The 24942-nt window shown below is 69.7% G+C and carries 20 protein-coding genes and 1 riboswitch; of the genes, 8 read left to right on the forward strand and 12 right to left on the reverse strand.

The window, feature by feature from the left end:
- Window positions 1-71: 71 nt before the first annotated feature.
- Both BFF78_RS14775 and BFF78_RS14780 read left to right on the forward strand, forming a co-directional pair.
- Window positions 72-1040: a diacylglycerol/lipid kinase family protein gene (locus BFF78_RS14775; RefSeq protein ID WP_069778774.1), complete on the forward strand. Its 969-nt coding sequence runs from the start codon at window positions 72-74 to the stop codon at window positions 1038-1040.
- Between the two features lie 331 nt (window positions 1041-1371).
- Window positions 1372-1629, forward strand: coding sequence for a WhiB family transcriptional regulator (locus BFF78_RS14780; protein WP_003992873.1), 258 nt, complete (start codon window positions 1372-1374; stop codon window positions 1627-1629).
- A gap of 197 nt (window positions 1630-1826) precedes the next feature.
- Here the strand turns inward: BFF78_RS14780 and BFF78_RS14785 are convergent, their stop codons facing one another.
- Window positions 1827-3293, reverse strand: coding sequence for a sensor histidine kinase (locus BFF78_RS14785; protein WP_069778775.1), 1467 nt, complete (start codon window positions 3291-3293; stop codon window positions 1827-1829).
- 343 nt (window positions 3294-3636) lie between these two features.
- A complete protein-coding gene (locus tag BFF78_RS14790; protein ID WP_069778776.1) occupies window positions 3637-4266 on the reverse strand; it encodes a TetR/AcrR family transcriptional regulator in 630 nt (209 codons plus the stop codon).
- Between the two features lie 156 nt (window positions 4267-4422).
- Between BFF78_RS14790 and nagB the strand changes: the two genes are divergently transcribed.
- The 4 genes from nagB (at window position 4423) to mctP (ending at window position 8261) form a co-directional block, all read left to right on the forward strand.
- Complete coding sequence (gene nagB, locus BFF78_RS14795; RefSeq protein ID WP_069778777.1) at window positions 4423-5208, forward strand: glucosamine-6-phosphate deaminase; 786 nt, start codon at window positions 4423-4425, stop codon at window positions 5206-5208.
- Between the two features lie 223 nt (window positions 5209-5431).
- Window positions 5432-6196, forward strand: coding sequence for a GntR family transcriptional regulator (locus BFF78_RS14800; RefSeq protein ID WP_069778778.1), 765 nt, complete (start codon window positions 5432-5434; stop codon window positions 6194-6196).
- Window positions 6197-6354: 158 nt separating this feature from the next.
- Entirely contained in the window at window positions 6355-6636 is a 282-nt protein-coding gene (locus tag BFF78_RS14805) for a DUF3311 domain-containing protein (RefSeq protein ID WP_079161316.1), read from the forward strand.
- Window positions 6633-8261 (forward strand): monocarboxylate uptake permease MctP, encoded by a 1629-nt coding sequence (gene mctP / locus BFF78_RS14810; protein ID WP_069778780.1) that lies wholly within the window; start codon window positions 6633-6635, stop codon window positions 8259-8261. Before BFF78_RS14805 ends, mctP begins: the two co-directional genes overlap by 4 nt.
- A 58-nt stretch (window positions 8262-8319) precedes the next feature.
- On the opposite strand, the gene BFF78_RS14815 is transcribed toward mctP, so the two are convergent.
- Window positions 8320-11940 carry an NACHT domain-containing protein gene (locus tag BFF78_RS14815; RefSeq protein WP_069778781.1) on the reverse strand — a complete coding sequence of 1207 codons (3621 nt, stop codon included), beginning with the start codon at window positions 11938-11940 and terminating at the stop codon, window positions 8320-8322.
- 159 nt (window positions 11941-12099) lie between these two features.
- A riboswitch (cobalamin riboswitch) is annotated at window positions 12100-12224 on the forward strand.
- 126 nt (window positions 12225-12350) lie between these two features.
- Here BFF78_RS14815 and BFF78_RS14820 point away from each other — a divergent pair.
- Both BFF78_RS14820 and BFF78_RS14825 read left to right on the forward strand, forming a co-directional pair.
- The gene (locus BFF78_RS14820) at window positions 12351-14732 is read left to right on the forward strand and encodes a ribonucleoside-diphosphate reductase subunit alpha (protein WP_069778782.1); all 2382 of its coding nucleotides are present in this window, start codon (window positions 12351-12353) and stop codon (window positions 14730-14732) included.
- Complete coding sequence (locus BFF78_RS14825; RefSeq protein WP_069778783.1) at window positions 14732-15742, forward strand: ribonucleotide-diphosphate reductase subunit beta; 1011 nt, start codon at window positions 14732-14734, stop codon at window positions 15740-15742. Before BFF78_RS14820 ends, BFF78_RS14825 begins: the two co-directional genes overlap by 1 nt.
- 70 nt (window positions 15743-15812) lie before the next feature.
- On the opposite strand, the gene BFF78_RS14830 is transcribed toward BFF78_RS14825, so the two are convergent.
- The 9 genes from BFF78_RS14830 to BFF78_RS14870 form a co-directional block, all read right to left on the reverse strand.
- Window positions 15813-17183, reverse strand: a complete 1371-nt coding sequence (locus tag BFF78_RS14830; protein ID WP_069778784.1) for a bifunctional albaflavenone monooxygenase/terpene synthase — start codon at window positions 17181-17183, stop codon at window positions 15813-15815.
- Window positions 17180-18265 (reverse strand): epi-isozizaene synthase, encoded by a 1086-nt coding sequence (gene cyc1 / locus BFF78_RS14835; RefSeq protein ID WP_099055058.1) that lies wholly within the window; start codon window positions 18263-18265, stop codon window positions 17180-17182. The genes BFF78_RS14830 and cyc1 overlap by 4 nt, the downstream gene beginning before the upstream one ends.
- Before the next feature lie 291 nt (window positions 18266-18556).
- Window positions 18557-19207: a peptide deformylase gene (gene def / locus BFF78_RS14840; protein WP_069778785.1), complete on the reverse strand. Its 651-nt coding sequence runs from the start codon at window positions 19205-19207 to the stop codon at window positions 18557-18559.
- Between the two features lie 72 nt (window positions 19208-19279).
- The gene (locus BFF78_RS14845; RefSeq protein ID WP_069778786.1) at window positions 19280-20260 is read right to left on the reverse strand and encodes a hypothetical protein; all 981 of its coding nucleotides are present in this window, start codon (window positions 20258-20260) and stop codon (window positions 19280-19282) included.
- A 100-nt stretch (window positions 20261-20360) separates the two neighbouring features.
- A complete protein-coding gene (locus BFF78_RS14850) occupies window positions 20361-21653 on the reverse strand; it encodes an HD-GYP domain-containing protein (protein WP_069778787.1) in 1293 nt (430 codons plus the stop codon).
- On the reverse strand, window positions 21650-22957 hold the full coding sequence (locus tag BFF78_RS14855) for an HD-GYP domain-containing protein (protein WP_069778788.1): 1308 nt from the start codon (window positions 22955-22957) through the stop codon (window positions 21650-21652). Before BFF78_RS14855 ends, BFF78_RS14850 begins: the two co-directional genes overlap by 4 nt.
- Before the next feature lie 107 nt (window positions 22958-23064).
- On the reverse strand, window positions 23065-23367 hold the full coding sequence (gene rsrA / locus BFF78_RS14860) for a mycothiol system anti-sigma-R factor (protein WP_069778789.1): 303 nt from the start codon (window positions 23365-23367) through the stop codon (window positions 23065-23067).
- A complete protein-coding gene (locus BFF78_RS14865) occupies window positions 23364-24059 on the reverse strand; it encodes a sigma-70 family RNA polymerase sigma factor (protein WP_069778790.1) in 696 nt (231 codons plus the stop codon). Before BFF78_RS14865 ends, rsrA begins: the two co-directional genes overlap by 4 nt.
- Before the next feature lie 256 nt (window positions 24060-24315).
- Window positions 24316-24942, reverse strand: a complete 627-nt coding sequence (locus BFF78_RS14870) for an alpha/beta hydrolase family protein (RefSeq protein WP_069778791.1) — start codon at window positions 24940-24942, stop codon at window positions 24316-24318.

The following is a 24942-nucleotide window of genomic DNA, read 5'->3' on the forward strand; positions in this document are numbered from 1 at the left end:
ACGTCCCCGCCTCTTACCCGATCCCTACCTCGCCCTTCGTCCGGTACCCCCCAGTAGGTACGCTGCCATCCATGCGTGCACTTCTCGTGGTCAACCCGGCGGCAACCACCACCAGCGCACGCAGGCGCGACGTCCTGATCCACGCGCTCGCGAGCGAGATGAAGCTGGAGGCGGTCACCACCGAGTACCGTGGCCACGCGCGCGACCTCGGCCGCCAGGCGGCGGACAGCGACGACATCGACATGATCGTGGCGCTCGGCGGCGACGGCACCGTCAACGAGGTCGTCAACGGCCTCCTGCACGCCGGCCCCGACCTGGACCGTCTGCCCGGGCTCGCCGTCGTACCCGGCGGCTCCACCAACGTCTTCGCCCGCGCCCTCGGCCTGCCCAACGACCCGGTGGAGGCCACCGGCGCCCTGCTGGACGCGCTGCGTGAGAGCCGGGAGCGGGTCGTCGGCCTCGGGCTGGCCTCGGGCGTGCCCGGCACCGAGGACGAGGCGGTCCCGGACCGCTGGTTCACCTTCAACGCGGGACTCGGCTTCGACGCGGGTGTCGTCGGCCGGGTCGAGCAGCAGCGCGAGCGCGGTAAGAAGTCGACGCACGCGCTCTACGTCCGTCAGGTGATCCGGCAGTTCCTCGGCGAGCAGAACCGTCGGCGCGGCTCGATCACGCTGGAGCGGCCCGGCGAGGACCCGATCGGTGATCTTGTGGTCGCCATAGTCTCGAACACGTCCCCTTGGACCTATCTCGGCAATCGCCCCATGTACACGTCGCCTAAGGCCTCGTTCGATACCGGCGTCGACGTGCTCGGTCTCAGCCGCCTGTCGACGGCCGCGGTTGCCCGGTATGGCACCCAGTTGCTCAATTCGTCCCCCGAGCGCGGACCTCATGGTCGACATGTCGTCTCGCTGCACGATCTGGACCAGTTCACCTTGCATTCGAAGGCACCTCTCCCCCTGCAGATGGACGGTGACCACCTGGGACTGCGTACGAGCGTGACGTTCACAGGCGTACGCCGTGCACTGCGTGTGATTGTGTGAGCGGAACAGGCAAAAGTCCTTTCACTCGAACGTTTAGGCCAGGATCCACCCCATGGAAGTACGGCTGTGACCTAGTCGACACCGAGGAATCAAAAAAAACTTTCCGGAAGGGGTTGTATCCGCCGCTGAGGTTTGCGAGTCTCTACGTGGCGATCGGGACGGCCCGCAACACCGGCCTCCACTGATCACCGGAACCCCACTTCAAACCAAGGACCACGCCGGGGAAGACTCGGCGGTCGGCCCTTCACTTGTTGAGGGATTCGTGAAAGCGTTCACATTCACAAGCAACCTGTACGTAATACGTTCAGAGAACCTAGGAGAGGTAGCAGCCATGGACTGGCGTCACAACGCCGTTTGCCGCGAGGAAGACCCCGAGCTCTTCTTCCCCATCGGCAACACCGGTCCTGCGCTGCTGCAGATCGAGGAAGCCAAGGCCGTCTGCCGTCGCTGCCCGGTGATCGAGCAGTGTCTGCAGTGGGCGCTCGAGTCCGGTCAGGACTCCGGCGTCTGGGGTGGTCTCAGCGAGGACGAGCGTCGCGCCATGAAGCGCCGCGCCGCCCGCAACCGGGCCCGTCAGGCCTCCGCCTGACATATCCACCCCTGCTGACAGCCTGAGCTTGGCGGCGCGTGCAGCACGCACGCATCTCCCGCCCCCGAGCCGCAGCGCGCAGTATCCCCCGATGCCTCTAGCGATTCAGCAGAGCAGCAACGAGCACGAGCCTCGGACCAACGACGGTCCGGGGCTTTTTGCTGTCCGCAAACGCCCGTCGTCGTACCGCAGTTGGGTTACTTCTGCGCCCGCACCGGAATGTCGAGGATCACCCGGGTCCCCCGCCCCGGTGCCGGGACCATGTCGAAGGAACCGCCGAGCTCACCCTCCACCAGGGTGCGTACGATCTGCAGGCCGAGGTTGCCCGAGCGGTGCGGGTCGAAGTTCTCGGGCAGGCCGACCCCGTCGTCCTGGACGGTGACGAGGAGGCGGGCCTCCTTCGTCGTACCGCCACGGACCGCGGAGACCTCGACCGTGCCGGTGTCGCCCTCGCGGAAGCCGTGCTCCAGCGCGTTCTGCAGGACCTCGGTGAGGACCATCGACAGCGGGGTGGCCACCTCGGCGTCGAGGATCCCGAACCGCCCGCTGCGCCGGCCGGTCACCTTGCCGGGGGAGATCTCGGCGACCATGGCCAGCACCCGGTCGGCGATGTCGTCGAACTCCACCCGCTCATCCAGGTTCTGAGACAGCGTCTCATGCACGATCGCGATCGAGCCGACCCGGCGGACGGCCTCCTCCAGCGCCTCCCGGCCGCGCTCGGAGTCGATACGCCGGGCCTGCAGCCGCAGCAGCGCGGCGACCGTCTGGAGGTTGTTCTTCACCCGGTGGTGGATCTCCCGGATGGTCGCGTCCTTGGTGATCAACTCGCGTTCGCGGCGCCGCAGTTCGGTGACGTCCCGGCACAGCACCAGCGAACCGATCCGGGTGCCCTTGGGCTTGAGCGGGATCGTCCGGAACTGGATGACGCCGTCGTTGGCCTCGATCTCGAATTCGCGCGGGGCCCAGCCGCTGGCCACCTTGGCCAGTGCCTCGTCCACCGCGCCCCGGGTCGGCGCGAGTTCGGCGGTGGTCTGCCCGAGGTGGTGGCCGACCAGGTCGGCGGCGAGGCCGAGGCGGTGGTAGGCGGACAGGGCGTTCGGGGAGGCGTACTGGACGACGCCGTCGGCGTCCAGCCGGATCAGGCCGTCGCCGACACGCGGCGAGGCGTCCATGTCGACCTGCTGATCGGGGAAGGGGAACGATCCTGCAGCGATCATCTGCGCCAGGTCCGAGGCGCTCTGCAGATAGGTCAGCTCCAGCCGGCTCGGGGTGCGGACGGTCAGCAGGTTGGTGTTGCGGGCGATCACGCCGAGGACGCGGCCCTCACGCCGTACGGGGATGGACTCGACCCGTACGGGGACCTCTTCACGCCACTCCGGGTCGCCCTCGCGCACGATCCGGCCCTCGTCCAGCGCCGCGTCCAGCATGGGCCGGCGGCCGCGCGGGACGAGATGGCCGACCATGTCGTCCTGGTAGGAGGTGGGGCCGGTGTTGGGGCGCATCTGGGCCACCGAGACGTACCGGGTGCCGTCCCGGGTGGGAACCCACAGGACCAGGTCGGCGAAGGAGAGGTCGGAGAGCAGCTGCCACTCCGAGACCAGCAGGTGGAGCCACTCGAGATCGGAGTCGTCGAGGGCGGTGTGCTGGCGGACCAGTTCGTTCATGGAGGGCACGTCTGCGAGCGTACCCGCACGTTTGAAGGTGGCCGAAAAACACCCGCGGGCCGCGGCGCCTGGAAGGGACCCTCAACCCTCCCGGCACCGCAGCCCGGAGCATCATCGGCCGTGGGGTGTGCGGTCCCGGTCGGCCGAAGGTCGAGGAGCCGGGGCAGTCAGGGCAGAGAGCTCCGGTCCCTCGATCCGCCTTCCTGTGCGGGGAAGACGGAGGCTTGTTCACTTTTGATTGTGGACTAGACCACAAGTGTGTGTCCATGGTCTTGTCGGCATGCACGAAGACTGTATGACGAAGACGATGGCACCCGATGCCACGCAGCCTAGCCCGCCTCGGTCAGCTGCGGGGCCAGATGGCCATGGCAATTTCCGCGAGTGCTTCCAGTTCCGCACGGCTCGCCCCGTCGCGCGCCTGCTGGGACATGCCCTGGATCATCGCGGCGGTGTGCCGGGCGAGGGCGGCGGCATCGGTGCCGGCGGGGAGCAGCCCGGCCGCGACGTCCGCCTCGATCCGGGACTCCACCGCGGCGATGTTCGCGTTGCGCCGCTCGCGCAGCAGCTGCTCCACCTCGGGGCTGGTGCAGTTGGTGGCGGCGTGCACGACCAGGCAGCCGTACGGATGCGCGGGGTCGGTGTACTCGGCGGCGGCCTCGCGCAGCATGCGCTCGACGCCGCCCCGGGCGGTGGGCTCCTGCGCGAGGGCGCGGTCGCCGAAGGCGCCGTGCGTGTCGACGTAGACCCGGACGACCTCCTCGAACAGCGTCCGCTTGTCACTGAAGGCCGCGTACAGACTCGGCGCGCCGATGCCCATGATCCGGGTGAGGTCGGAGACCGAGGTGGCCTCGTACCCGTGCTCCCAGAAGGCCATGAGCGCCTTGTGAAGCGCGGTGGCCCGGTCGAAGGACCGCGGCCTGCCACGCGTCCGGGCCGTGCCGACCTGCGCTTTCGTGTCCTGGCCTCGCACCATGGAGGGCATTTTATAGCGGACCCTAGAAAATTGTCCGTGGCGTGACAAGGGCGTCCCCTCTTTCCTCCGCCCCTGGGCCGTCGGACGCCGATTCTGTTAGATTGGTCTAAACCACATAGAGACGCACAGAGCCCACTTCAGAACGGCAGGCCCAGCGTGGAAGTTGTCATCGTTCCGCAGGCCGCGGCGGGCGGCGAGCTGATCGCCGAGGCCATGGCCCAGTTGCTGCGACGCAAGCCCGACGCCCTGCTCGGCGTGGCCACCGGCTCCACCCCGCTGCCCATCTACCAGGCGCTCACCGCGAAGGTGCGCTCCGGCGCCGTGGACATCTCAGAAGCGCGCATAGCCCAGCTCGACGAGTACGTGGGGCTGCCCGCAGACCACCCCGAGTCCTACCGCTCGGTGCTGCGCCGGGAGGTGCTGGAGCCGCTCGGCATCGGCATGGACGCCTTCCTCGGCCCCGACGGCACCGCCGAGGACATCCAGGCGGCCTGCGAGGCGTACGACCGTGCGCTCGCCGAGGCCGGCGGGGTGGACCTGCAGCTGCTGGGCATCGGCACGGACGGGCACATCGGCTTCAACGAGCCCTGTTCGTCCCTCGCCTCGCGCACCCGGATCAAGACGCTGACCGAGCAGACCCGCATCGACAACGCCCGCTTCTTCGACGGCGACATCGAGCAGGTGCCGCACCACGTCATCACCCAGGGCATCGGCACCATCCTGGAGGCGCGGCACCTGGTGCTGCTGGCGACCGGCGAGGGCAAGGCGGACGCGGTCGCCGCGACGGTCGAGGGCCCGGTCGCGGCCGTCTGCCCCGCCTCCGCCCTGCAACTGCACCCGCACGCCACGGTGATCGTCGACGAGGCAGCCGCATCCAAGCTGAAGCTGTCCGACTACTTCCGCCACACCTACGCCAACAAGCCGGCGTGGCAGGGGATCTAGCGGGGACAGAGGGCCGTCGCCAAGGGCCGTAAGGGCCTCACCCGCAGGTCCACATCCGCCCCACCCGTCCCTATGGACTAGACCAACAACGGGTGCGACGGTATATAGAGGAGATCACGGAGCGTGCGGGTGGAGCCCTGAGGCGCGAAGCCGTGCCACGATGTGAGCCGGTGGCCGATGTCAGGTCGGTCGCTTTCGGCAGCCGGAGCCGGGAAGGCAGAGCATGAGCACCGACGTCAGCAGTGCGGAGAACGAGGCCGGGACGACCGTCCGTACGGCGCGCGTGCCCAAGTACTACCGCCTGAAGAAGCACCTGCTCGACATGACGGAGACGCAGGCGCCGGGCACGCCGGTCCCGCCCGAGCGCACGCTGGCGGCCGAGTTCGACACCTCCCGCACCACCGTCCGCCAGGCCCTGCAGGAGCTGGTCGTGGAGGGCCGGCTGGAACGCATCCAGGGCAAGGGCACCTTCGTCGCCAAGCCCAAGGTCTCCCAGGCGCTACAGCTGACCTCCTACACCGAGGACATGCGCGCCCAGGGCCTGGAGCCCACCTCCCAGCTGCTGGACGTCGGCTACATCACCGCCGACGACCGGCTCGCCGGGCTGCTCGACATCACCCCCGGCGGACGCGTACTGCGCATCGAGCGGCTGCGCATGGCCAACGGCGAGCCGATGGCCATCGAGACCACGCATCTGAGCGCCAAGCGCTTCCCCGCCCTGCGCCGCTCCCTGGTGAAGTACACGTCTCTCTACACGGCCCTCGCCGAGGTCTACGACGTCCATCTCGCCGAGGCCGAGGAGACCATCGAGACCTCCCTGGCCACCCCGCGCGAGGCGGGCCTGCTCGGCACGGACGTGGGTCTGCCGATGCTGATGCTCTCCCGCCACTCCCTGGACCGCGAGGGCAAGCCGGTGGAGTGGGTGCGGTCGGTGTACCGGGGCGACCGCTACAAGTTCGTGGCGCGACTGAAGCGGCCCGCGGAGTAAAGGCTCAAGTGGCCTGCCGGAAAAGGCGCGTAGGACCTGTGGACGTTCGCTGAATCGATATACCGACATACGGACGAGGTCTTCCACTGCCACGACACCGTCACCTAGATTGCCTGCGCATTACACAGGTGATCAGCGAGGGGACGGAGAGCCGTGGCATGTCCAGTACGCCTGAAGTGAGACCACCGGTGGTCACGCCGGTGCGCGTGATCATCGGCCTGTGTCTCGTCGCGCCGTTCGTGGCGATGCTCTGGGTCGGCTCCTACGCCAAGACGGGCCCCGCCTTCATCGGGATCCCGTTCTTCTACTGGTACCAGATGCTCTGGGTGCTGATCTCCACAGCGCTCACCATGACCGCGTACCAGCTGTGGCAGCGCGATCAGCGCGACCGCGCCGCCCATGCTTCCCCCGCTGCTGAGAACGGTGGTGAGGCGAAGTGAAGAACGGCGTCAACGGCGTCGCGCTCGGCGTCTTCATCTTCTTCTTCCTGGCCGTCACGGTCCTGGGCTTCCTCGCCGCCCGCTGGCGCAGGGCCGACAACGAGCACTCCCTGGACGAATGGGGCCTGGGCGGACGGTCGTTCGGCACCTGGATCACCTGGTTCCTGCTCGGCGGCGACCTGTACACGGCGTACACCTTCGTCGCCGTACCGGCGGCGATCTACGCGGCGGGCGCGTCCGGCTTCTTCGCGGTGCCGTACACGATCCTGGTCTACCCGCTGATCTTCACCTTCCTGCCGCGCCTGTGGTCGGTCAGCCACCGCCACGGCTATGTCACCACCTCCGACTTCGTCCGCGGCCGCTTCGGCTCCAAGGGCCTGTCGCTGGCGGTGGCGCTGACCGGCATCCTGGCGACGATGCCGTACATCGCGCTCCAGCTCGTCGGCATCCAGGCGGTGCTGGACGTCATGGGCGTCGGCGGGGACAGCAGCGCCAACTGGTTCGTGCGGGACCTGCCGCTGCTGATCGCCTTCGGCGTGCTGGCGGCGTACACCTACTCCTCCGGCCTGCGCGCCCCCGCCCTGATCGCCTTCGTCAAGGACGCGCTGATCTACATCGTCATCGCGGTGGCGATCATCTACATCCCGATCAAACTGGGCGGCTTCGACGACATCTTCGCCAAGGCGGGCCATGCGTTCAGCCAGGTCAACCCGGCGACGGGCAAGCCACGCGGCGCACTCACGCCCCCGGCGGCGGGCCAGTGGACGTACGCCACCCTGGCCCTCGGCTCGGCCCTGGCCCTGTTCATGTACCCGCACTCGATCACCGCGACCCTCTCCTCCAAGAGCCGTGAGGTGATCCGCCGCAACACCACGATCCTGCCGCTGTACTCCCTGATGCTCGGCCTGCTCGCGCTGCTGGGCTTCATGGCGATCGCGGCCGGGGTCAAGGTCACCAACGGCCAGCTGGCGATCCCGCAGCTGTTCGAGGACATGTTCCCGGACTGGTTCGCGGGCGTGGCCTTCGCGGCGATCGGCATCGGCGCGCTGGTCCCGGCGGCGATCATGTCGATCGCGGCGGCGAACCTCTTCACCCGCAACATCTACCGGGACTTCATCAAGCCGGACGCCACGCCGAAGCAGGAGGCCCAGGTCTCCAAGATCGTCTCGCTGCTGGTGAAGGTCGGCGCGCTGGTCTTCGTCCTCACCATGGACAAGACCGTCGCCATCAACTTCCAGCTGCTGGGCGGCATCTGGATCCTGCAGACCTTCCCGGCCCTGGTCGGCGGCCTGTTCACCCGCTGGTTCCACCGCTGGGCCCTGCTCGCCGGCTGGGCGGTCGGCATGGCGTACGGCACGGTCGCCGCGTACGGGGTCGCCTCCCCGACCCAGAAGCACTTCGGCGGCTCGGCCAAGGAGATCCCCGGCATCGGCGAGATCGGCTACATCGGCCTCACGGCCTTCGTCCTCAACGCCGTGGTCACCGTGGTCCTCACCCTCGTCCTCAGGGCCGTGAAGGCCCCCGAGGGCGTCGACGAGACCAGGCCGGAGGACTACACGGCGGACGCGGGCGACCCCGGGGTTCAGGTGGAACTGCCGCCGGCGACGGCGGACAGCGCACACTGAGGGGTTCGCCGGCTCGGCCAGGGTCCGCCCTGATCCAAACGAACCCGAACGACGCCTCCTAGCCCACGCGCCTCGGCCGGGCGCCCTCGTCTCGTGTGCGTCCGGCCATGGCGTCCCAGAAGCGGTCCAGTTCGCGGACGCGCATGCTGACCCAGGGCGGTGTCTTTCGGTGCACCAGCCTGGGAAGGCAGCGGCGCAGGCTCCCGGGCAGCAGGACCTGCTGCTGGCGGCAGAAGGGCTCACGGACCTCCCCTCGGGGCACCGCGCCCCGAGGCGGGTAGGGGCACAGCTGGAACTTGCAGTCGGGCAGGCACCCGGTGCCCGGATCGGGCGGGGCGGAGGTGCCGGACCGCAGGTGGGGCCGCAGCGGTTCACGGCTCGTGCAGATGCACGGCGGGAGCGACATGCCGGGGCGCTCGACGCGGGCCATCCGCTCCTCGACCTCGTCGGGGTACCCGTCCCGCTCGATCAGATTCAGCATGATCAGCACGTCCGCGACGAGGCGCTGGGCGCGCCCGTCGAGGGTGCTCCACCCGACGGAGGGCGGGATCCACAGGTTGTGCTTGCGGTAGCCCCGGTTGACGCCGGTGCGCGAGCCTATGTTGTCGGTGACGGTCTTCTCGTCGATCCAGAGGAAGCGCTCGGGCTGCCCGGTCTCCAGCGCCATGGCCACCAGGTCGCCCGCCTCGGCGACGAATGGATGCAGGACCTGCTGGGACGAGTCACCGTCCACGCCCGGCCGGCCGGGAGCGCCGTTCACCGTGCCCGCCATCGACAGCCGGCGCTGCACCGTCTGCACCGCGCTGGTCCCGCCGATCGACCGGGACTCCTCACGCGACCGGTCGCCGTCGCCCTCCCGCCACAGCGCGCTGTCCGGGAGCTCCCACAGACACAGCGCCTGAAGCAGCGTCAACTGGGTGTACCAGCACCGTGACTGCTGCAGCACGGTCTCCGCCTGCCGGATCAGATCGGCTCGGCTGCCCGGGTACGAGAAAGGGTGGCGCTTACGCCGGTTGGCCGCGAACTTGAAGCCCTGGGCCAGCGCGGCCTCCAGGGCGAGCGGCAGGTCGGGAGGGCCATGGGTGTACTTCGGATCGAGATGGCGCAGCCACTTGGTGAGGCGGTCCCGGGCCTCGTCTCGGTGGGCGTCGTCGACGGAGCCCAGGAGCATGGGGATCATCCAGGCCCGCATCACGAACTCCCTGGACAGCTCGATGCGGGCCTCGCGGTAGTGCTGCTTGATCTCCTTCCGCTTCTCCTGCAGCCGATCGATCTCCGCGGACGACTCGCCCCGCGAGGGCGCGCGGTCGGCCATCGCCTTCCGCATCCTCTCGGTCCAGTGGTGGTATGCGCTCCTCTTGCGGGCCTTCAGCAGGCCGACCCGCTTGTTGTACTCCCTGACGGGGTCGTTGTTCAGGCCGAACTTCTCCCGGATCACGGCGAACGCGTCGGTTCCGCCACTGCCGAACTCCTGGGCGGCGGCCAGCCGCACGACGTACGAGGGCTCCGCTTTGCCGATCTGGAAGAGTTGGGCGTAGAGCGGCATGGTGTCGGTCTTCTCCGAGACCGCGCGCAGTGCCGTACCGAGCTGCTTCAGCAGTCCGAGCTTCGCGTCCTCGAGGGTGCGCCGGTCGCCCTTGATGGCGCACCAGCGTTCGTGCACCTTCGCGACGATGTCGCTGAGCAGTCGCGGCCGGGGTTCCACGCTGTCGACCTCCAGGGCCGCCGCGTACAGATCGAGGGCCTTGGGGTCGTCCGTGCGGCTGTTCGCGGCCGTGAAGAGCCGGTCGGCCATGGGGCGGCCGTACACGGGAGCCTGCCGCACCCTCTCCTGCCAGTACTTCTGCAGCTCGGCCCCGACGCAACCTCCCTTGACCGACAGCTTCGCCGTCCGGTAGCGGGAGAGCAGCACCAGGGCGATGAGCAGCTCACGGCTGGGGCCCGGCGGCTGCAGCGCCTGCTGGACGAGCTCGCCGGCGGAGCGCTCGTCGAGGTGCTGCAACATGCGGAAGCCGAGATAGGCCTGGATGATGCTGTGCGGGAAGCGGACCCTCTTCTCGAAGCTCTCCACCAGCTGCAGCTTGCTCGCATTGGCCGCGAAGTGGGCGAGCGTGGTCTGGCACTGGCCCATGTCGCCCCTGCTCAGACGCTCTTTCTGCTCCTGGCTCAGGTGGCCGCAGAGCGTGTCCCAGATCCGCTCCCGGTGCCACTCCGAGAAGGTGTTCCCGCGCTTGCCGTACCGGTCGAAGCGGCGTGCCCTGGACCACAGGTGGTCCGCCCGGGCCCGCGCCCGCCGCGCCGGACCGGGGTGGACGTCACTGTCCAGCAGTTCGGCGAAGCCGACCTCCAGCTTGTCCTGGAGCAGTCCGATGCACGCGAGCGCGGAGACCACCTCGACGGTGTCCTTCCGCTCCTGGGGGCTCAGCTCGACGTCCTCGCGCAGTCGACCATCCCTCATGGCGAGGTCCCAGGTCTCCAGGAGCCACAGCCGCAGCGTGCTGCGGTCCCAACTACGGGTGTCCAGACGGTCCTTGTCGTTGCGCGGACGAATGCGTTCGAGGTCGCCGTGGTGGTGCAGTTCGCGGGCGATCTGCAGGTAGATGGGCGATTCGGTGACCTCCGCGGTCTCCACGATCCAGTCCACGCGGCGCTCGTCCGTCTCCGGTACCCGCGCCTCGACGAAGTGCAGCGCCGCCTCCTCGCTCAGCGGCTCCAGCTCCACGATCGCGGCGGGGGTGCTCTCCAGCGGACTGTGCGGCCGGGAGGCGATGACGAGGGGCAGCTTCTCCGCGTGGGCGCGCTCGATGGCCCTGCGGATGATGTTGTCCCGGTCCTCCTGGAGGCGCTCGTCGAGGATCGCTTCTTCCAGGCCGTCGGCGATGACCACCACCTTGTCGTCGGCGAGCAGTTGCTGCCAGACCCGGTCGTTCTTGGTGCGCGCCAGAATGCCGTGGGGCGCTTCCTCGGCGAACCGTTGCCTGGCCATGCGCTCGAAGTTCAGATCGGCACCGGTGGCGTCCCGCAGCCGGATCGGCACGGGAACGGCATGCTGCCGGGCCAGCAGCTCGGTGAGCCGCACCAGGACGGCCGTCTTGCCCGTGCCGACACCGCCGACGAGCAGATAGGGCCTGCGGGTCTCGCGCTGCCGCAGCCGCTGGGCGATGACCCGGGCGATCTCCTCGCGGCCCACGACCTCGGCCATGTCGGGCCCTGCGGTGAGCACCAGCTTGCGGGGATGCCTGCGCGCCTTGGCGACGTAGCGCCGCTTGCTCCAGCTGTACCAGAAGAACAGGAAGAAGGCGGCGGCCACCGAAGCGGCGAGGAGCGGACCGACGAAGCGCAGGACCGAGTCGAACCCGGTGCTCGACCTCTTCCGCCACTGCTCGAAGAGGGTCGTGTGATGGGTGACCAGGATCCAGAGACCTTCCACGGCCCAGGCGAGGAGTGCGATCAGGAGGGTCAGCCAGACGATCCGGATCACGTTGGTGTACGAGAACCATCTGCGCCACTTCTTGGGGCGGGTGGTGTCGAGGCGGGCCTCCAGCTTGATGGTCAGATGGTGCCAGTGGCCCAGGAAGAACCGCCTGATCCGGCGCCACGCATGTCTCGCCTCCAGCGTCGCCATCGGCGCGCTGCGTGGCCGCTCCTTGCCCGGCGGATGACGGACGATCCTCGTCATGGTGCGTTCTCCTTCCGAGACCGGCTCTCGGCACGGAGGACCCGCGGGCACCTCCTTCCATGGAAACACTCCAGCCGGGCCCTGCAAGTCGGGAGTTGACCCTCTGAAGCCGATCCGACACAACATCTGGGGGTGACACGACAGCCCGGCACTAGATGTATGCTCGTCCTCGCTGTCGCCGCAGGGGAATCCGGTGCGAATCCGGAACTGTCCCGCAACGGTGTACTTGCGTGCATACGCACGCTCGCGTCAGTCCGAGGACCTGCCGGCAGCGCACCCGGCCGTCCGGTCCGGGTGGCCTTCAGACGTCCGGGCCTCGTGGAATGGGCCGGTGGACGCGACGCCGTGTGCGCTCGTGACTGCCCCCTGCCCTCCGCAAGGCCCCCGTGCCGAGCGAGGGAGAGCCCCACGTGACCATCGCGCCAGCAGATCCGGTTTCAGCCAGCGGCCTGGACACCGACGGTCCCGGTACCGCGCTGCTGCGGACCCTGACCGAGCTGACCGCCGACCTCCCCGACGCCGACCCCGGCCGGGTGGCCGCCGCCGCGCTGCGCGGCCGGTCGGCGCGCGGGGCCGTGCCGGATGTCATCGCGGAGTTGCGCGAGCTGGCCACGGAGGCCGCCGCCGGGCTCATCTCCGAGGACCCCGCCTACTCCCGGCTGGCCGCCCGGCTGCTGACCCTCTCCATCCGCGACGAGGCCGCCTCGCAGGGCGTGACGTCGTTCACCGAGTCCGTGGCCGTCGGGCACCGCGAGGGGCTCATCGCCGACCGGACCGCCGAGTTCGCGCGACTGCACGCCGAGCGGCTCGACGCGCTGATCGACCGCCGGGCCGACGACCGCTTCGGTTACTTCGGGCTGCGGACGCTCCACAGCCGCTATCTCCTCCGGCACCCGATCACCCGCAAGGTGATCGAGACGCCGCAGCACTTCATGCTGCGGGTCGCCGCCGGTCTCGCCGAGGACGACACCGCGCGGTCCGTGGACGAAGTCGCCGCGCTCTACGGGCTCATGAGCCGCCTCGACTACCTCCCGTCCTCCCCCACGCTCTTCAACTCCGGCACGCGGCATCCGCAGATGTCGTCCTGCTACCTCCTCGACTCCCCGCTGGACGAGCTGGACTCCATCTACGACCGCTACCACCAGGTGGCCCGGCTCTCCAAGCACGCCGGCGGCATCGGTCTGTCGTACTCCCGGATCCGCAGCCGCGGTTCGCTGATCCGCGGCACCAACGGGCACTCCAACGGCATCGTGCCGTTCCTGAAGACGCTGGACGCCTCGGTGGCCGCGGTGAACCAGGGCGGCCGGCGCAAGGGCGCCGCGGCCGTCTACCTGGAGACCTGGCACTCCGACATCGAGGAGTTCCTGGAGCTGCGGGACAACACCGGTGAGGACGCCCGCCGTACGCACAACCTGAACCTCGCGCACTGGGTCCCGGACGAGTTCATGCGCCGGGTCAACGCCGACGGGCAGTGGTCGCTGTTCTCCCCGGCGGACGTGCCGGAGCTGGTGGACCTGTGGGGCGAGGAGTTCGACGCCGCCTACCACAAGGCCGAGCAGGCGGGTCTGGCGAAGAAGACCATGCCGGCCCGTGAGCTGTACGGCCGGATGATGCGCACCCTCGCGCAGACCGGCAACGGCTGGATGACCTTCAAGGACGCGGCCAACCGCACCGCCAACCAGACGGCCCTGCCGGGTCACGTGGTCCACTCCTCCAACCTCTGCACGGAGATCCTGGAGGTCACGGACGACGGCGAGACGGCGGTCTGCAACCTGGGGTCGGTCAACCTGGGCGCCTTCGTCGATACGGCGACCGGCGACATCGACTGGCAGCGCCTGGACGACACCGTCCGCACGGCCGTCACCTTCCTCGACCGGGTCGTGGACATCAACTTCTACCCGACCGAGCAGGCGGGCCGGTCGAATGCCAAGTGGCGGCCCGTCGGCCTCGGCGCCATGGGTCTGCAGGACGTCTTCTTCAAGCTGCGCCTGCCCTTCGACTCCCCCGAGGCCAAGGCCCTGTCCACGCGGATCGCCGAGCGGATCATGCTCGCCGCGTACGAGGCCTCCGCCGACCTCGCCGAGCGCAACGGCCCGCTGCCGGCCTGGGAGAAGACCCGTACGGCCCGGGGAGTGCTGCACCCGGACCACTACGACGTCGAGCCGACCTGGCCGGAGCGCTGGGAGGCCCTCCGCGGGCGCATCGCGTCCACCGGCCTGCGCAACTCCCTCCTCCTCGCCATCGCGCCGACCGCCACCATCGCCTCCATCGCGGGCGTGTACGAGTGCATCGAGCCGCAGGTGTCCAACCTGTTCAAGCGCGAGACGCTGTCCGGTGAGTTCCTCCAGGTCAACTCCTACCTGGTGCAGGACCTGAAGAGCCTCGGCGTGTGGGACGCCCGCACCCGGGAGGCACTGCGCGACTCGGGCGGCTCGGTGCAGGGCTTCGCCTGGATCCCCGAGGACGTGCGCGCGCTGTACCGCACGGCGTGGGAGATCCCGCAGCGCGGCCTGATCGACATGGCCGCCGCCCGCACCCCGTTCCTGGACCAGGCGCAGTCCCTGAACCTGTTCATGGAGACGCCGACGATCGGCAAGCTCTCCTCGATGTACGCGTACGCCTGGAAGTCCGGGCTGAAGACGACGTACTACCTGCGCTCCCGCCCGGCGACCCGGATCGCCCGCGCGGCCCGCGCGCAGACCCCCGCCGCCATCCCCGTCCAGCAGGTCGCCGATCCCGACGCGGTCGCCTGCTCCCTGGAAAACCCCGAGTCCTGCGAGGCCTGCCAGTAATGCCCAGCAACCAGAACCTGCTCGACCCCGGCTTCGAGCTGACTCTGCGCCCCATGCGCTACCCGGACTTCTACGAGCGCTACCGGGACGCCATCAAGAACACCTGGACCGTGGAGGAGGTGGACCTCCACTCGGACGTCGCGGACCTCGCGAAGCTGACGCCCGAGGAGCAGCACCTCATCGGCCGTCTGGTCGCCTTCTTCGCGACGGGTGACTCCATCGTGGCGAACAACCTGGTGCTGACGCTGTACAAGCACATCAACTCCCCCGAGGCGCGGCTGTACCTGAGCCGTCAGCTCTTCGAGGAGGCCGTGCACGTCCAGTTCTACTTGACGCTCCTGGACACCTACCTGCCCGACCCGGACGACCGGACGGCGGCCTTCGCGGCCGTCGAGAACATCCCCTCCATCCGCGAGAAGGCGCAGTTCTGCTTCACGTGGATGGACTCGGTGGAGAAGCTGGAGCGCCTGGAGACGAAGGCCGACCGCCGTCGCTTCCTGCTCAACCTGATCTGCTTCGCCGCCTGCATCGAGGGCCTGTTCTTCTACGGCGCCTTCGCCTACGTCTACTGGTTCCGCAGCCGGGGTCTGCTGCACGGTCTGGCCACCGGCACCAACTGGGTGTTCCGGGACGAGACGATGCACATGTCCTTCGCCTTCGACGTGGTCGACACCGTCCGCAAGGAGGAGCCGGACCTGTTCGACGACGAGCTCGGACATCAGGTCACCGACATGCTGAAGGAGGCCGTCGAGGCCGAGCTGCAGTTCGCGCGGGACCTGTGCGGCGACGGCCTCCCGGGCATGAACACCGAGTCGATGCGGCAGTACCTGGAGTGCGTCGCCGACCAGCGTCTCGCCCGCCTCGGCTTCGCCCCCGTGTACGGCTCGGAGAACCCGTTCTCCTTCATGGAGCTGCAGGGCGTCCAGGAGCTGACGAACTTCTTCGAGCGCCGCCCGTCGGCGTACCAGGTCGCGGTGGAGGGCAAGGTCGACCTCGACGAGGACTTCTGAGGCCGAAACGCCTACCGGCGCGCGTTCCGGGGCCCTGAGGCCGCCTGAGCGCGCGCCGGTACCAGGTGTTCTACCAAGGCATCGGCCTCAGCAGGAGGTTGTGCGGACGGAGCGTGATGCCCACCCGGGTCGTGTCGTTGGACCCGCCGACCTGCTCGAAGCGGTACCGCGCCGAGATCGCCGCGGTGATCAGGCTCAGCTGCGTCATGGAGAAGTGGTCGCTGGGGCACTTGCGGTTGCCCACGCTGAAGGGGCTCATGGCGTACTTCGGCACGTCCTTGGACCGCTCCGGCAGCCACCGGTCGGGGTCGAAGTCGAGGTGGTGGTCGTAGGACCGGGCGTCGCGCTGGATCGCGTACGGGCTGTAGACGATGTCCGCCCCGGCCGGAATGCGATAGCCGCCGAGCGCGGTGTCGGTCACCGCGCGGCGCGTCAATATCCATACGGCCGGCCTGAGCCGCATGGCCTCGACGACGACATTGTTCGTGTGCCTCAGCGAGCGGACGTGTTCGAATCCGACCGGTCGGCCGCCGGTCACGGATTCGACCTCGGTCCGTACCTTCTCCGCGTGTTCCGGGTGTTCCGCGAGGACCTGGAGCAGCCACATGATCGTGGACGCCACTGTTTCGCTTCCGGGCGTGAGTATCGCGACGACCTGGTCGTGGATCTCCTGTTCCCCGATGGGGTCGCCATTGTCGTCCTTCGCCTCCAGCAATGCCGTCAGCAAATCGTCCGGCTTTTGACCAGATGCCCTCCGCTCGGCGACGATCTCGTCGACCAGCAGATGCAAATCGGCCAGCGCCCGGTTGAATTCGCGGTTGGCCGGGAACGGCAGCCGGTACAGCGGCCCGAGCGGGATGACCATCCGCCGGTACATGCCGCGGAAGACGGTGGCGAGGTCGACGCTGAGCCGCTCGGCACGCTCGTCCATGTACTCGCCGCGCAGCAGGCAGCGGGCCGCGATGCGCACGGCCACCCGGAAGGACTCGGAGGTGCAGTCGACGGTCTCGCCGGGCCGCCAGCGCTCGGTCAGCGCGTGCGCCTCCTCCTCCATGACCGGCCCGTAGCCCGGGATCGCGTCGAGCCGGAACGCGGGCTGGATGGTGCGGCGCTGGCGCCGGTGCCGGGGACCGTTGGCGGTGGCCACGCCCTCCTTGCCGAGCAGGCCTTCGAGGGACTCCCACAGCGGTCCGTCGATCTTGAAGTCGGGGCTGAGCGCGAGCGCGCCGGTGAGCTCCGGTGTGGTGACCGCGTACACCGTCTTGGGGCCGAGCTTGAGGCGTACGACGTCGCCGTGGTCGCGGAGCCGGGACATGAAGGCGAGCGGGTCGCGGACCAGTTTCAGGCCGTGCCCGAGGCCCGGGACGGCGCCGCCGGCCAGGGGCGCATCACGCAGTTCGGTGGACTCGGAGGTCTGGGGCTGCACAGACTCGACGGTCATTTCTCACCTGCCGCTTCGTTCGTGACGTACGGGGGCGTGGACCGGTCGTCCCAGGTGTCGACCATGTAGCGGCCGGACTCGTGGTGGAACCAGTAGACGGAGCTGAACCAGTTCCGCATATTGCCGACGCAGGCGCGCACCGCGGCGCTCAATTCCTTTCCCTGGACGGTGCCGTCGGCGAGGCTGTCGGCGAACCGCAGGGCGTCCTCCTCGGCTTCGATGAATTGACTGATGCATTCCTCGACGCGCCGCCTGACTTCGTCCACCGATTCCTCGAGGCTCAACCCCTCATGGGTGATGAGGCTGATCCCGAGATTGTGGACCTCGTCGCCCGCGATTTCCTTCGGCAGCGAGCAAAGGTCGTTGTACCAGGCGGCGAATTCCTGACTGAGCAGCGCGGCCCGGCGATAGGCCGGGTTTTTCCTTACGATGGCCGGGAGTTCACATCCGGCGCTCGGCTCCAGCAGGTCCGTCCATATCCAGTGCGCGAAGGTGTGCCGGCGCAGGGCGAGGTATTCCTCGACGCCGGGAATGTATCCCGCGGTGCGGTTGCGGAACTCGCGGTCGTAGGCCTCTATCACCGCGTGGAAGTGCCGGGCGAACCGCAGGTTCCAGGTGCGCGACAGGAAGCCGTACAGCCGCAGCACGCTGTCGGCGAACCCCGCCACCAGCGGATCCGGGTGGTGCAGGTGGTGCCGGGGCGCGTCGAGGGCCGCGTGCAGGCGGTACCTCAGCCGCCGCCAGGCGCCCGCCCGGCCGTGGACGACATTGCGGTCGTGGCGGTCGTCCCAGACGAAGAACCACGCGCTGTAGTCGGCGATGGCCTGGAGGACCTCGTCGGGGGCGCCGAGGTAGTAGCCCGCCATCAGGTCGGTGTAGCACAGTCCATCGGCATATTCCTGCACCTTGTCCGCTGGCATGAGGCGTTTTTCCAGCAGCCACAGCCGTGTCTTGTGCTGGAGTCGCGGCCAATACGGGTGCAGTTGCCGTGGAAAGGCGGACTCGATCACCGGGAGTGCCAGTGAGGGTGGTACTACGACCGCCATCGGCGTCGCTGTGGTGCTGTGTGGGAAAGCATGCACGTACAAACCCCTCTCCGCCGCCAGGAGGCCACGCCCCTCCCGTCGTGCCGGGCGTGCGCCGTTGCGTATCCCCGCACTTCCCATTCAGCACCACAACCGACCGCCATGGGAACGGATTTGCTTCACTCACTACCCCAAGGTGCCGAGAATCCGCCCTTGCGTGACCGATTAAGGATCACTAGCAGGACAGAAGGGATCGGTTGTACGACGCACGGACGAGCGAGCAAAGTCATACGAAGGGCGCCCTACCGGGAGTGATCCCCGGCCGGGCGCCCAACGGTCCAGCGGAGCCTAGGCGTTGGCGACCACGGGGTAACGTGGCTCATTCTCGGCCATCTGCCGCAGCGCGTCCTTGCGGTCCCGCTTGGACAGCCGGTCGATGTACAGGTAGCCGTAGAGGTGGTCGGTCTCGTGCTGCAAACACCGTGCGAAGTAGCCGGTGCCGCGGACCTTGACCGGGTTGCCCCGCTCGTCCTGGCCGGTCACCTCGGCGTAGTCGGGACGCGGGAGCGACGCGTACGCGCCGGGCACGGACAGGCAGCCCTCGTTGCTGTCGTCCAGCCGGCGCCGGTCGGCCGGCAGGTCGACGAGCTTCGGGTTGCACACCACGCCGACGTGCCGGACGCCCTCGTCGTCCTGGCAGTCGTAGACGAAGACCTTCAGGTCGACACCGATCTGGTTGGCGGCCAGGCCCACGCCCTCGGCGGTGCGCTGGCTGGCGAACATGTCGGCGACCAGCTGCCGCAGCTCCTCGCCGAAGTCGGTGACGTCCTCGCACTCCTTGTGCAGCACCGGGTTGCCGACAACCGTGATCGGCCGCGAGGTGCCACGCTCCCGCCAGGCGTTCTCGCGCTCCTCGCAGTCCTCCGTGTCGACGACATAGCCCTCGTCGTCGACAGGGAGCACGCCCGCGTGCTGCTGATCGGTGTCCTGCTGCGCCATGACCGACGTACGCCTTCCTGCAAACCTGGAAAAGTCTCGGGTACAGCCTAAAGGCGGCCGGTCATCGGCGGCTCAGCAAACCTCTTCGAGATCCCGCCAGTCCCGCGAGTCCGGGCTGTCCGCGACCCACCCGTCCAGCAGCCCCCGCACCAGCGAGGCGGGCGCGGCCACCCCGCACTCCCGCTCCGGCACCCACAGCTGCCCGTCCGTCCGATGCCCCAGCGGCCCGGGATGACCGGGCTCGCTGTGATCATGCGGGTCCAGGTGCACCCCCTCGCCCTCATCCGACGGCATCCGCGACTCGGAGCACATCCGGCACAGCAGCCGCACGGAGGACGACCAGTCCTCCGCGGCGAACCCCGCGTCGGCGGCGAGCTGCTCCAGCGCGTCCCGGTCCGCCTCCGTGGCCGCCTCCAGCAGGACCACCCAGGTCGGCACGGGTGAGGGCGCCCACAGCTCGATCTCGTCGAAGACCGGGTAGGCGTGGCCGCTGGACGTCGTGCGCTCGCCGTGCGGAACACCGTCGTGCAGCACGACCTCGCCCCAGCGTCGCCCGGACGAGGGAAGCGGGATGGACAGCACCTCGATCCGCGCCGGGTCCAGCCTGCGGCCCCACACGACCTCGGCCTCACCCTCCGGGGAGAGCCGTACGGCCGCGCTGCCCAGCTCCATGCCGAGCGGTTCCCCGGCCACGGCGGCGCCGCCGGGCACCTTCAGCCCGTACGCCTGCCAGGCACGGCGGGCCAGCGACCAGTCCTGCAGGGCGGTGGCGGCGATGCCGACGTTCCACCAGTCGGGCGCGCCGGTCTCCCGGTCGAGCAGGGCGACCGCCCGGAGCCCGGCCGCGCGGGCCTGCTCCCAGTCGTGCCGGAACTTGTGCAGCAGGGCGAGGTTGAACCAGGACTCCGACAGCCAGGGCTCCAGATCGGCGGCCCGTGTCAGCAGCTCGCCCGCGTCCTCGTACCGTCCGTCGCCGATCAGCGTGAACGCGCGGTCTGTGGCCTGCCGCCAGGAGGCGGAGGGCCGGTGCCGTCCCTTGCCGAAGATCCTCACGATTCCCGCCTGCCAGTTCCATTTCCGCACAGTGGGCTGGCTTGTGCCCCCGGACACCCTCTCCCTCGCATCCAACCACGTACGGCGGGAAAGGCGCTCATTACCCATGGGTTACCCAGCCCCGAGCGGGGTCAGACAGTGCCGTGCGTCTCCCGTCGCGCTCCGCCGGCGCGCTCTCCCGCCAGGTCCGCGGCTGGGCGAGCACCCGGGCGAGGGACTCCACCACCTCCGGAGCATAGTCACCGGCGGTGCCCAGGCGCAGTTCCTCCAGCGCGCGCAGGGGGCCCTCGGGACCGGCGTCCCGGGTCTTCTCCTCATAGGCGTTCACGGCCCGGACGATCCGCGCGGCGACCGGCTGTTCGCGGTAGGGGTCCGCCTGCCGTTCCACCACCACGGCGACGGCGGCGGCCACCCCGGTCTGCCGTACGACGGCCCCGCCGAGCAGCGCGATGCGCCGCTGTTCCTCGGGCGGCAGGCCGGCGGTGGCGCCGGCCGGGACCGGGTCGACCAGGCTGAGCTGGCCGATGTCGTGCATGAGGGCCGCGTACTCCAGGACGGTGCGTTCGCCCTCGGTCAGGCCGAGGTCCCGGCCGACGGCGAGACTGAGCGCGGCGACACGGCGGGCGTGCCCGGCGGGGGTGCAGCCGGCGATCTCGGTGGCGCGGGCGAGGGAGGCGATGGTCTGCCGGTAGGTGGCGCGGACGGCCGCGTACCGGCGTACGGACAACTGGGTGAGCAGCAGGGGCAGGCAGAACACGGGCAGCGCCCACAGCCCGGCGACGGCGACCCCGAGCGCCATCACCGCGCCGGTCGCGCAGACGGCGGAGCCGATGCCGAGCAGCCCGCGCAGCTCCTCGCGCAGCAGCGGGCCGAACGGCCAGCGGGTGCGGGAGTGGGCGAGGGTGGCGGCCAGGACGGCGTCGCACAGGGCGGTGAGGCCGAGCAGGGTGACCAGGAGGAGGGCGTAGGCGGGGCCGTCCCAGGAGTTGAACAGGCCCTTGTTGTAAAGGGGTTGGAAGCAGACGGCGGCGAAGCCGACGGTGAGGACACGGCGGGCCAGATGGTCGAGGGTGGGGGTGCGCCCGGACCAGATGTGCGGGACGGCGCCGAGCAGGGCGGCGGCGAGGACGACGGTGACGACCTGCGCCGGCCCGGCTTGCGTGGGCCGCCCGGCGTCCGCTCCGAGCAGGGCGTACGACAGCGAGCCGGCGGTGGCGAGCGGGGCGGCCTGCCGTATCTGGGCGCCGCTCCACCGGGTCAGCTCGCCGACGGCTATGAGCACCCCGAAGGCGAGCGCGACGCCCCGGTCGTCCAGTCCGGTGCACAGCGTGTCGGCGAGGGAACCGGCCGCGGCGAGGGCGGCGGCGCCGTGGACGATCCGCAGCGCGGTCATCGCGGTGCCCCGGTGACCGGCTGCGGGCCCTGGGCCTCGTACGGCGTCTCGTCGGCGGTGACGGTGGGGTGCCAGCCGTAGCGGCCCAGCGCGCGGGTGAGCGCGCCGACCATGCGCGGGTCGAACTGCGTACCCGCGCAGCGCTCCAGCTCGGCGACGGCCGCCTCGACGGGCCGGCCCCGGCGGTAGGAGCGGGTGGAGGTCATCGCGTCGAAGGCGTCGGCGACGGCGACGATGCGGGCGCACTCGGGGATCTGGGTGCCGACGAGACCGTACGGGTAGCCGCTGCCGTCGAGGCGTTCGTGGTGGTGCAGGATCGCGGCGCGGGCCTCGCCGAGGAAGGAGATCCCGCGGACCATCTCATGGCCGTACTCGGGGTGCAGTTCGATGATCCGGCGTTCCTCGGGGGTGAGCGGTCCGTCCTTGCGCAGCAGCCGGGTGGGCACGCCGAGCTTGCCGACGTCGTGCAGGATCCCGGCGAAGCGCAGCACCTCGACGCGGTCGTCGTCCATGCCGAGTTCGCGGGCGATCATCACGGAGGCCTGCCCGACGCGTTCGCTGTGGCCGCGGGTGTAGCCGTCCTTGATGTCGACGGCCTGCACGAGGGCGCGGATGGTGGCCTGGTGGGCGGCGCGTTCACGGTGGTACTGGGCGAAGATCCACCAGGACACGTACATCGGCAGCAGCACGAGCAGCGCGGCGACCGGGCCGTACGGGCTGCGCCAGAGCACGGCCATCATCAGCCCGGCGAGTCCGTGTACGGCGACCGGGGCGAGGGAGCGGGACAGCAACCCGCGCCAGGCCCGGCGCAGCGGGATGCCGAGGGCGACCGCGCGGATGCCGCCGTCGAGGGCGGCGAGGATCAGGCAGAAGGCGAGGACGGCCGCGCCGGCGGGCAGCAGCGCGTACGGGAAGTCGGAGGCGACGACCGCGTCCCGGCCGCCGAGCGCCCAGTGCACCCGGGCGGCGCCCCACACGGCGAGCGCGGGCTGCGCGGCCCGCCAGACGCGCCGCAGCGGCGCGGGCCGGTGCCCGGCCCGCTCGACCGGCGAGAGCAGGGCCGCGGGCAGCGGGACCAGCGCGGCGGCCGGCGGCGGCAGCAGGAACGCCCCGGCGAGCAGGACGGGGTAGAAGGTGCCGCCGAAGCGCCGGCGGACGACGTGCTCGCAGGCGGTATAGAGCGCCGAGAGCAGGCCGAGAGCCCACCAGGGGGTGCGTACCGTAGGCAGCGACAGCAGGCAGAGCAGCGCCAGCAGGGCGACAGCGGCCACATAGCCGCGTGCTCTCGCCGGTACCGCCTCCATCGCCCCTCCCCGACCATGCCTGTCCGGGCTCGGAGCCTAGGGCGGCGCTCGGGGGTGCGGGGCCTATGACCTGAGGATTAGCACGTTCGGGTGATGCGGCGCGGTGCTCAGCTCTCCTGAGGGGTCGCCGTCACATCGTGCTCGGGCACGGCCTGACCGGAGCGGATCAGCTCGATCCGCCCCATGACCTTGGCGCGCAGGTCGGCGGGCACGTCGTCATGTCCGCAGCAGCGCTTGACGAGCTTCTTCACGGCCTGCTCCAGGCCGTACTTCTCCAGGCACGGCGAGCATTCCTCGAAGTGGTGCTGGAACTTGTCGCGATCGACGTCCGGCATTTCGCTGTCGAGGAACTCGTACAGATGGTCGAGGACTTCACTGCAGTCCGTCTCGTGCGGCTCTCCGCAGCTCATGAGCCCGAGCCTTTCGCTTCGTTCGACTCTCCGGCGCCCGCCGGAACCAGCCCACGCTCACGGGCGTAGTCCTCCAGCATGCCGCGCAGTTGACGGCGGCCCCGGTGCAGCCGGGACATCACCGTACCGATGGGTGTCCCCATGATGTCCGCGATCTCCTTGTACGCAAAGCCCTCGACGTCCGCGAGATAGACGGCGATGCGGAACTCCTCGGGGATCGCCTGCAGCGCTTCCTTCACGTCCGAGTCGGGCAGGTGGTCGAGCGCCTGCGACTCGGCGGAGCGCAGTCCGGTCGACATGTGCGACTCGGCGCGGGCGAGCTGCCAGTCCTCGATCTCCTCCGCGGTGGAGCGCTGGGGCTCGCGCTGCTTCTTGCGGTAGGAGTTGATGAACGTGTTGGTGAGGATCCGGTACAGCCATGCCTTGAGGTTGGTGCCCTCACGGAACTGGTGGAAGGACGCGTACGCCTTGGCGTAGGTCTCCTGCACCAGGTCCTCGGCATCGGCCGGGTTGCGCGTCATGCGCAGCGCGGCGGAATACATCTGGTCGAGGTATTCCAGCGCGTCCCGCTCGAAGCGCGCACTGCGCGCCGCCGTGGACTCGGAGGCCGCCTCCGCGCTCACGCCCTGGCCCTCGGGCTGCTCCGCCTGGCCGTTGTCGGTCCCTGCGTCGGTACCGGTGACCGGACCCACCTCCTCAAGATCCCGGGCAGGACCGAGACCGGTCCCACTCGATTCGGAGGATAGAACACGACCCGTGCCTGCCGCCCCTCGAATAGAAGCGGTCTTGGCCGCGTGCAGCACCGTCCAGTCCAGGTCAGTACGGCTGCTGCGGGCCGGGCAGATGGTCGAACCCATGCGGCGGACTTCCTCTCCTACGACGTCGGTGCCGAAGCCTCAGCACTTCTGTCCGCCACAACAGTGGTCCGCCCTGTGACATTCCCGGGGGTCACCCGAGTGACCCGCACCACTCCGCGACACCCTCGGTGATGATCTCCAGGGCCCGCTCCTGGCCGATCTCCGCGCGCTTGGGGACCGCGAACCCGTGATCGCCGTACGGCACCTCGATCAGCTCGAAGTCGCCCCTCGGGAACTCCTCCGGCTTCCCGAAGGGGTCGTTGCCGCCCTGCACGACCAGTGTGGGCACGCCCGAGCCCAGCAGCTCCTCGGCGCGGGACTTCTCCGGCTTGCCCGGCGGGTGCAGCGGAAAGCTCAGCGCGAGCACGGCGTGCGCGCCCAGCTCGGTCGCCGTACGGCAGGCGACCCGGGCCCCGGCGCTGCGGCCGCCGGAGATCACCGGCAGCCGCATCCCGGCCAGCGCGGGCCAGATGCCGCGCCAGCCGGTGTCCAGGGTCTTCGGCGCGGGGGCGAGCTTCTTGCCCGTAACGCGCCAGGGCTGCTCGACGAGGGCGACGGTCACCCCATGCGCGGGGAGGGTCGCGGCGAGCGCCTGGAGATCGCGCGCCTCGACGCCGCCGCCAGCGCCGTGGCCGACGGCGAGGACGAGCCGGGGTTTCTTCGCCTTGTGCCAGGTGATGCGTGCGGTCCCGGCATCGGTCTCGACAATCTCGATCAC

Origin of the sequence: Streptomyces fodineus (assembly GCF_001735805.1) — a bacterium.
GTDB classification, from domain to species: domain Bacteria; phylum Actinomycetota; class Actinomycetes; order Streptomycetales; family Streptomycetaceae; genus Streptomyces; species Streptomyces fodineus.

What these genes read in the sequence shown, in the direction of transcription:
- BFF78_RS14830 (WP_069778784.1), bottom strand. Translation starts at nt 17,183, where the DNA reads ATGACCGTCGAGTCTGTGCAGCCCCAGACCTCCGAGTCCACCGAACTG.
- BFF78_RS14805 (WP_079161316.1), top strand. Translation starts at nt 6,355, where the DNA reads ATGTCCAGTACGCCTGAAGTGAGACCACCGGTGGTCACGCCGGTGCGC.
- BFF78_RS14785 (WP_069778775.1), bottom strand. Translation starts at nt 3,293, where the DNA reads ATGAACGAACTGGTCCGCCAGCACACCGCCCTCGACGACTCCGATCTC.
- BFF78_RS14825 (WP_069778783.1), top strand. Translation starts at nt 14,732, where the DNA reads ATGCCCAGCAACCAGAACCTGCTCGACCCCGGCTTCGAGCTGACTCTG.
- BFF78_RS14850 (WP_069778787.1), bottom strand. Translation starts at nt 21,653, where the DNA reads ATGACCGCGCTGCGGATCGTCCACGGCGCCGCCGCCCTCGCCGCGGCC.
- BFF78_RS14775 (WP_069778774.1), top strand. Translation starts at nt 72, where the DNA reads ATGCGTGCACTTCTCGTGGTCAACCCGGCGGCAACCACCACCAGCGCA.
- BFF78_RS14780 (WP_003992873.1), top strand. Translation starts at nt 1,372, where the DNA reads ATGGACTGGCGTCACAACGCCGTTTGCCGCGAGGAAGACCCCGAGCTC.
- rsrA (WP_069778789.1), bottom strand. Translation starts at nt 23,367, where the DNA reads ATGAGCTGCGGAGAGCCGCACGAGACGGACTGCAGTGAAGTCCTCGAC.
- def (WP_069778785.1), bottom strand. Translation starts at nt 19,207, where the DNA reads ATGGCGCAGCAGGACACCGATCAGCAGCACGCGGGCGTGCTCCCTGTC.
- BFF78_RS14790 (WP_069778776.1), bottom strand. Translation starts at nt 4,266, where the DNA reads ATGGTGCGAGGCCAGGACACGAAAGCGCAGGTCGGCACGGCCCGGACG.
- BFF78_RS14815 (WP_069778781.1), bottom strand. Translation starts at nt 11,940, where the DNA reads ATGACGAGGATCGTCCGTCATCCGCCGGGCAAGGAGCGGCCACGCAGC.
- BFF78_RS14800 (WP_069778778.1), top strand. Translation starts at nt 5,432, where the DNA reads ATGAGCACCGACGTCAGCAGTGCGGAGAACGAGGCCGGGACGACCGTC.
- BFF78_RS14855 (WP_069778788.1), bottom strand. Translation starts at nt 22,957, where the DNA reads ATGGAGGCGGTACCGGCGAGAGCACGCGGCTATGTGGCCGCTGTCGCC.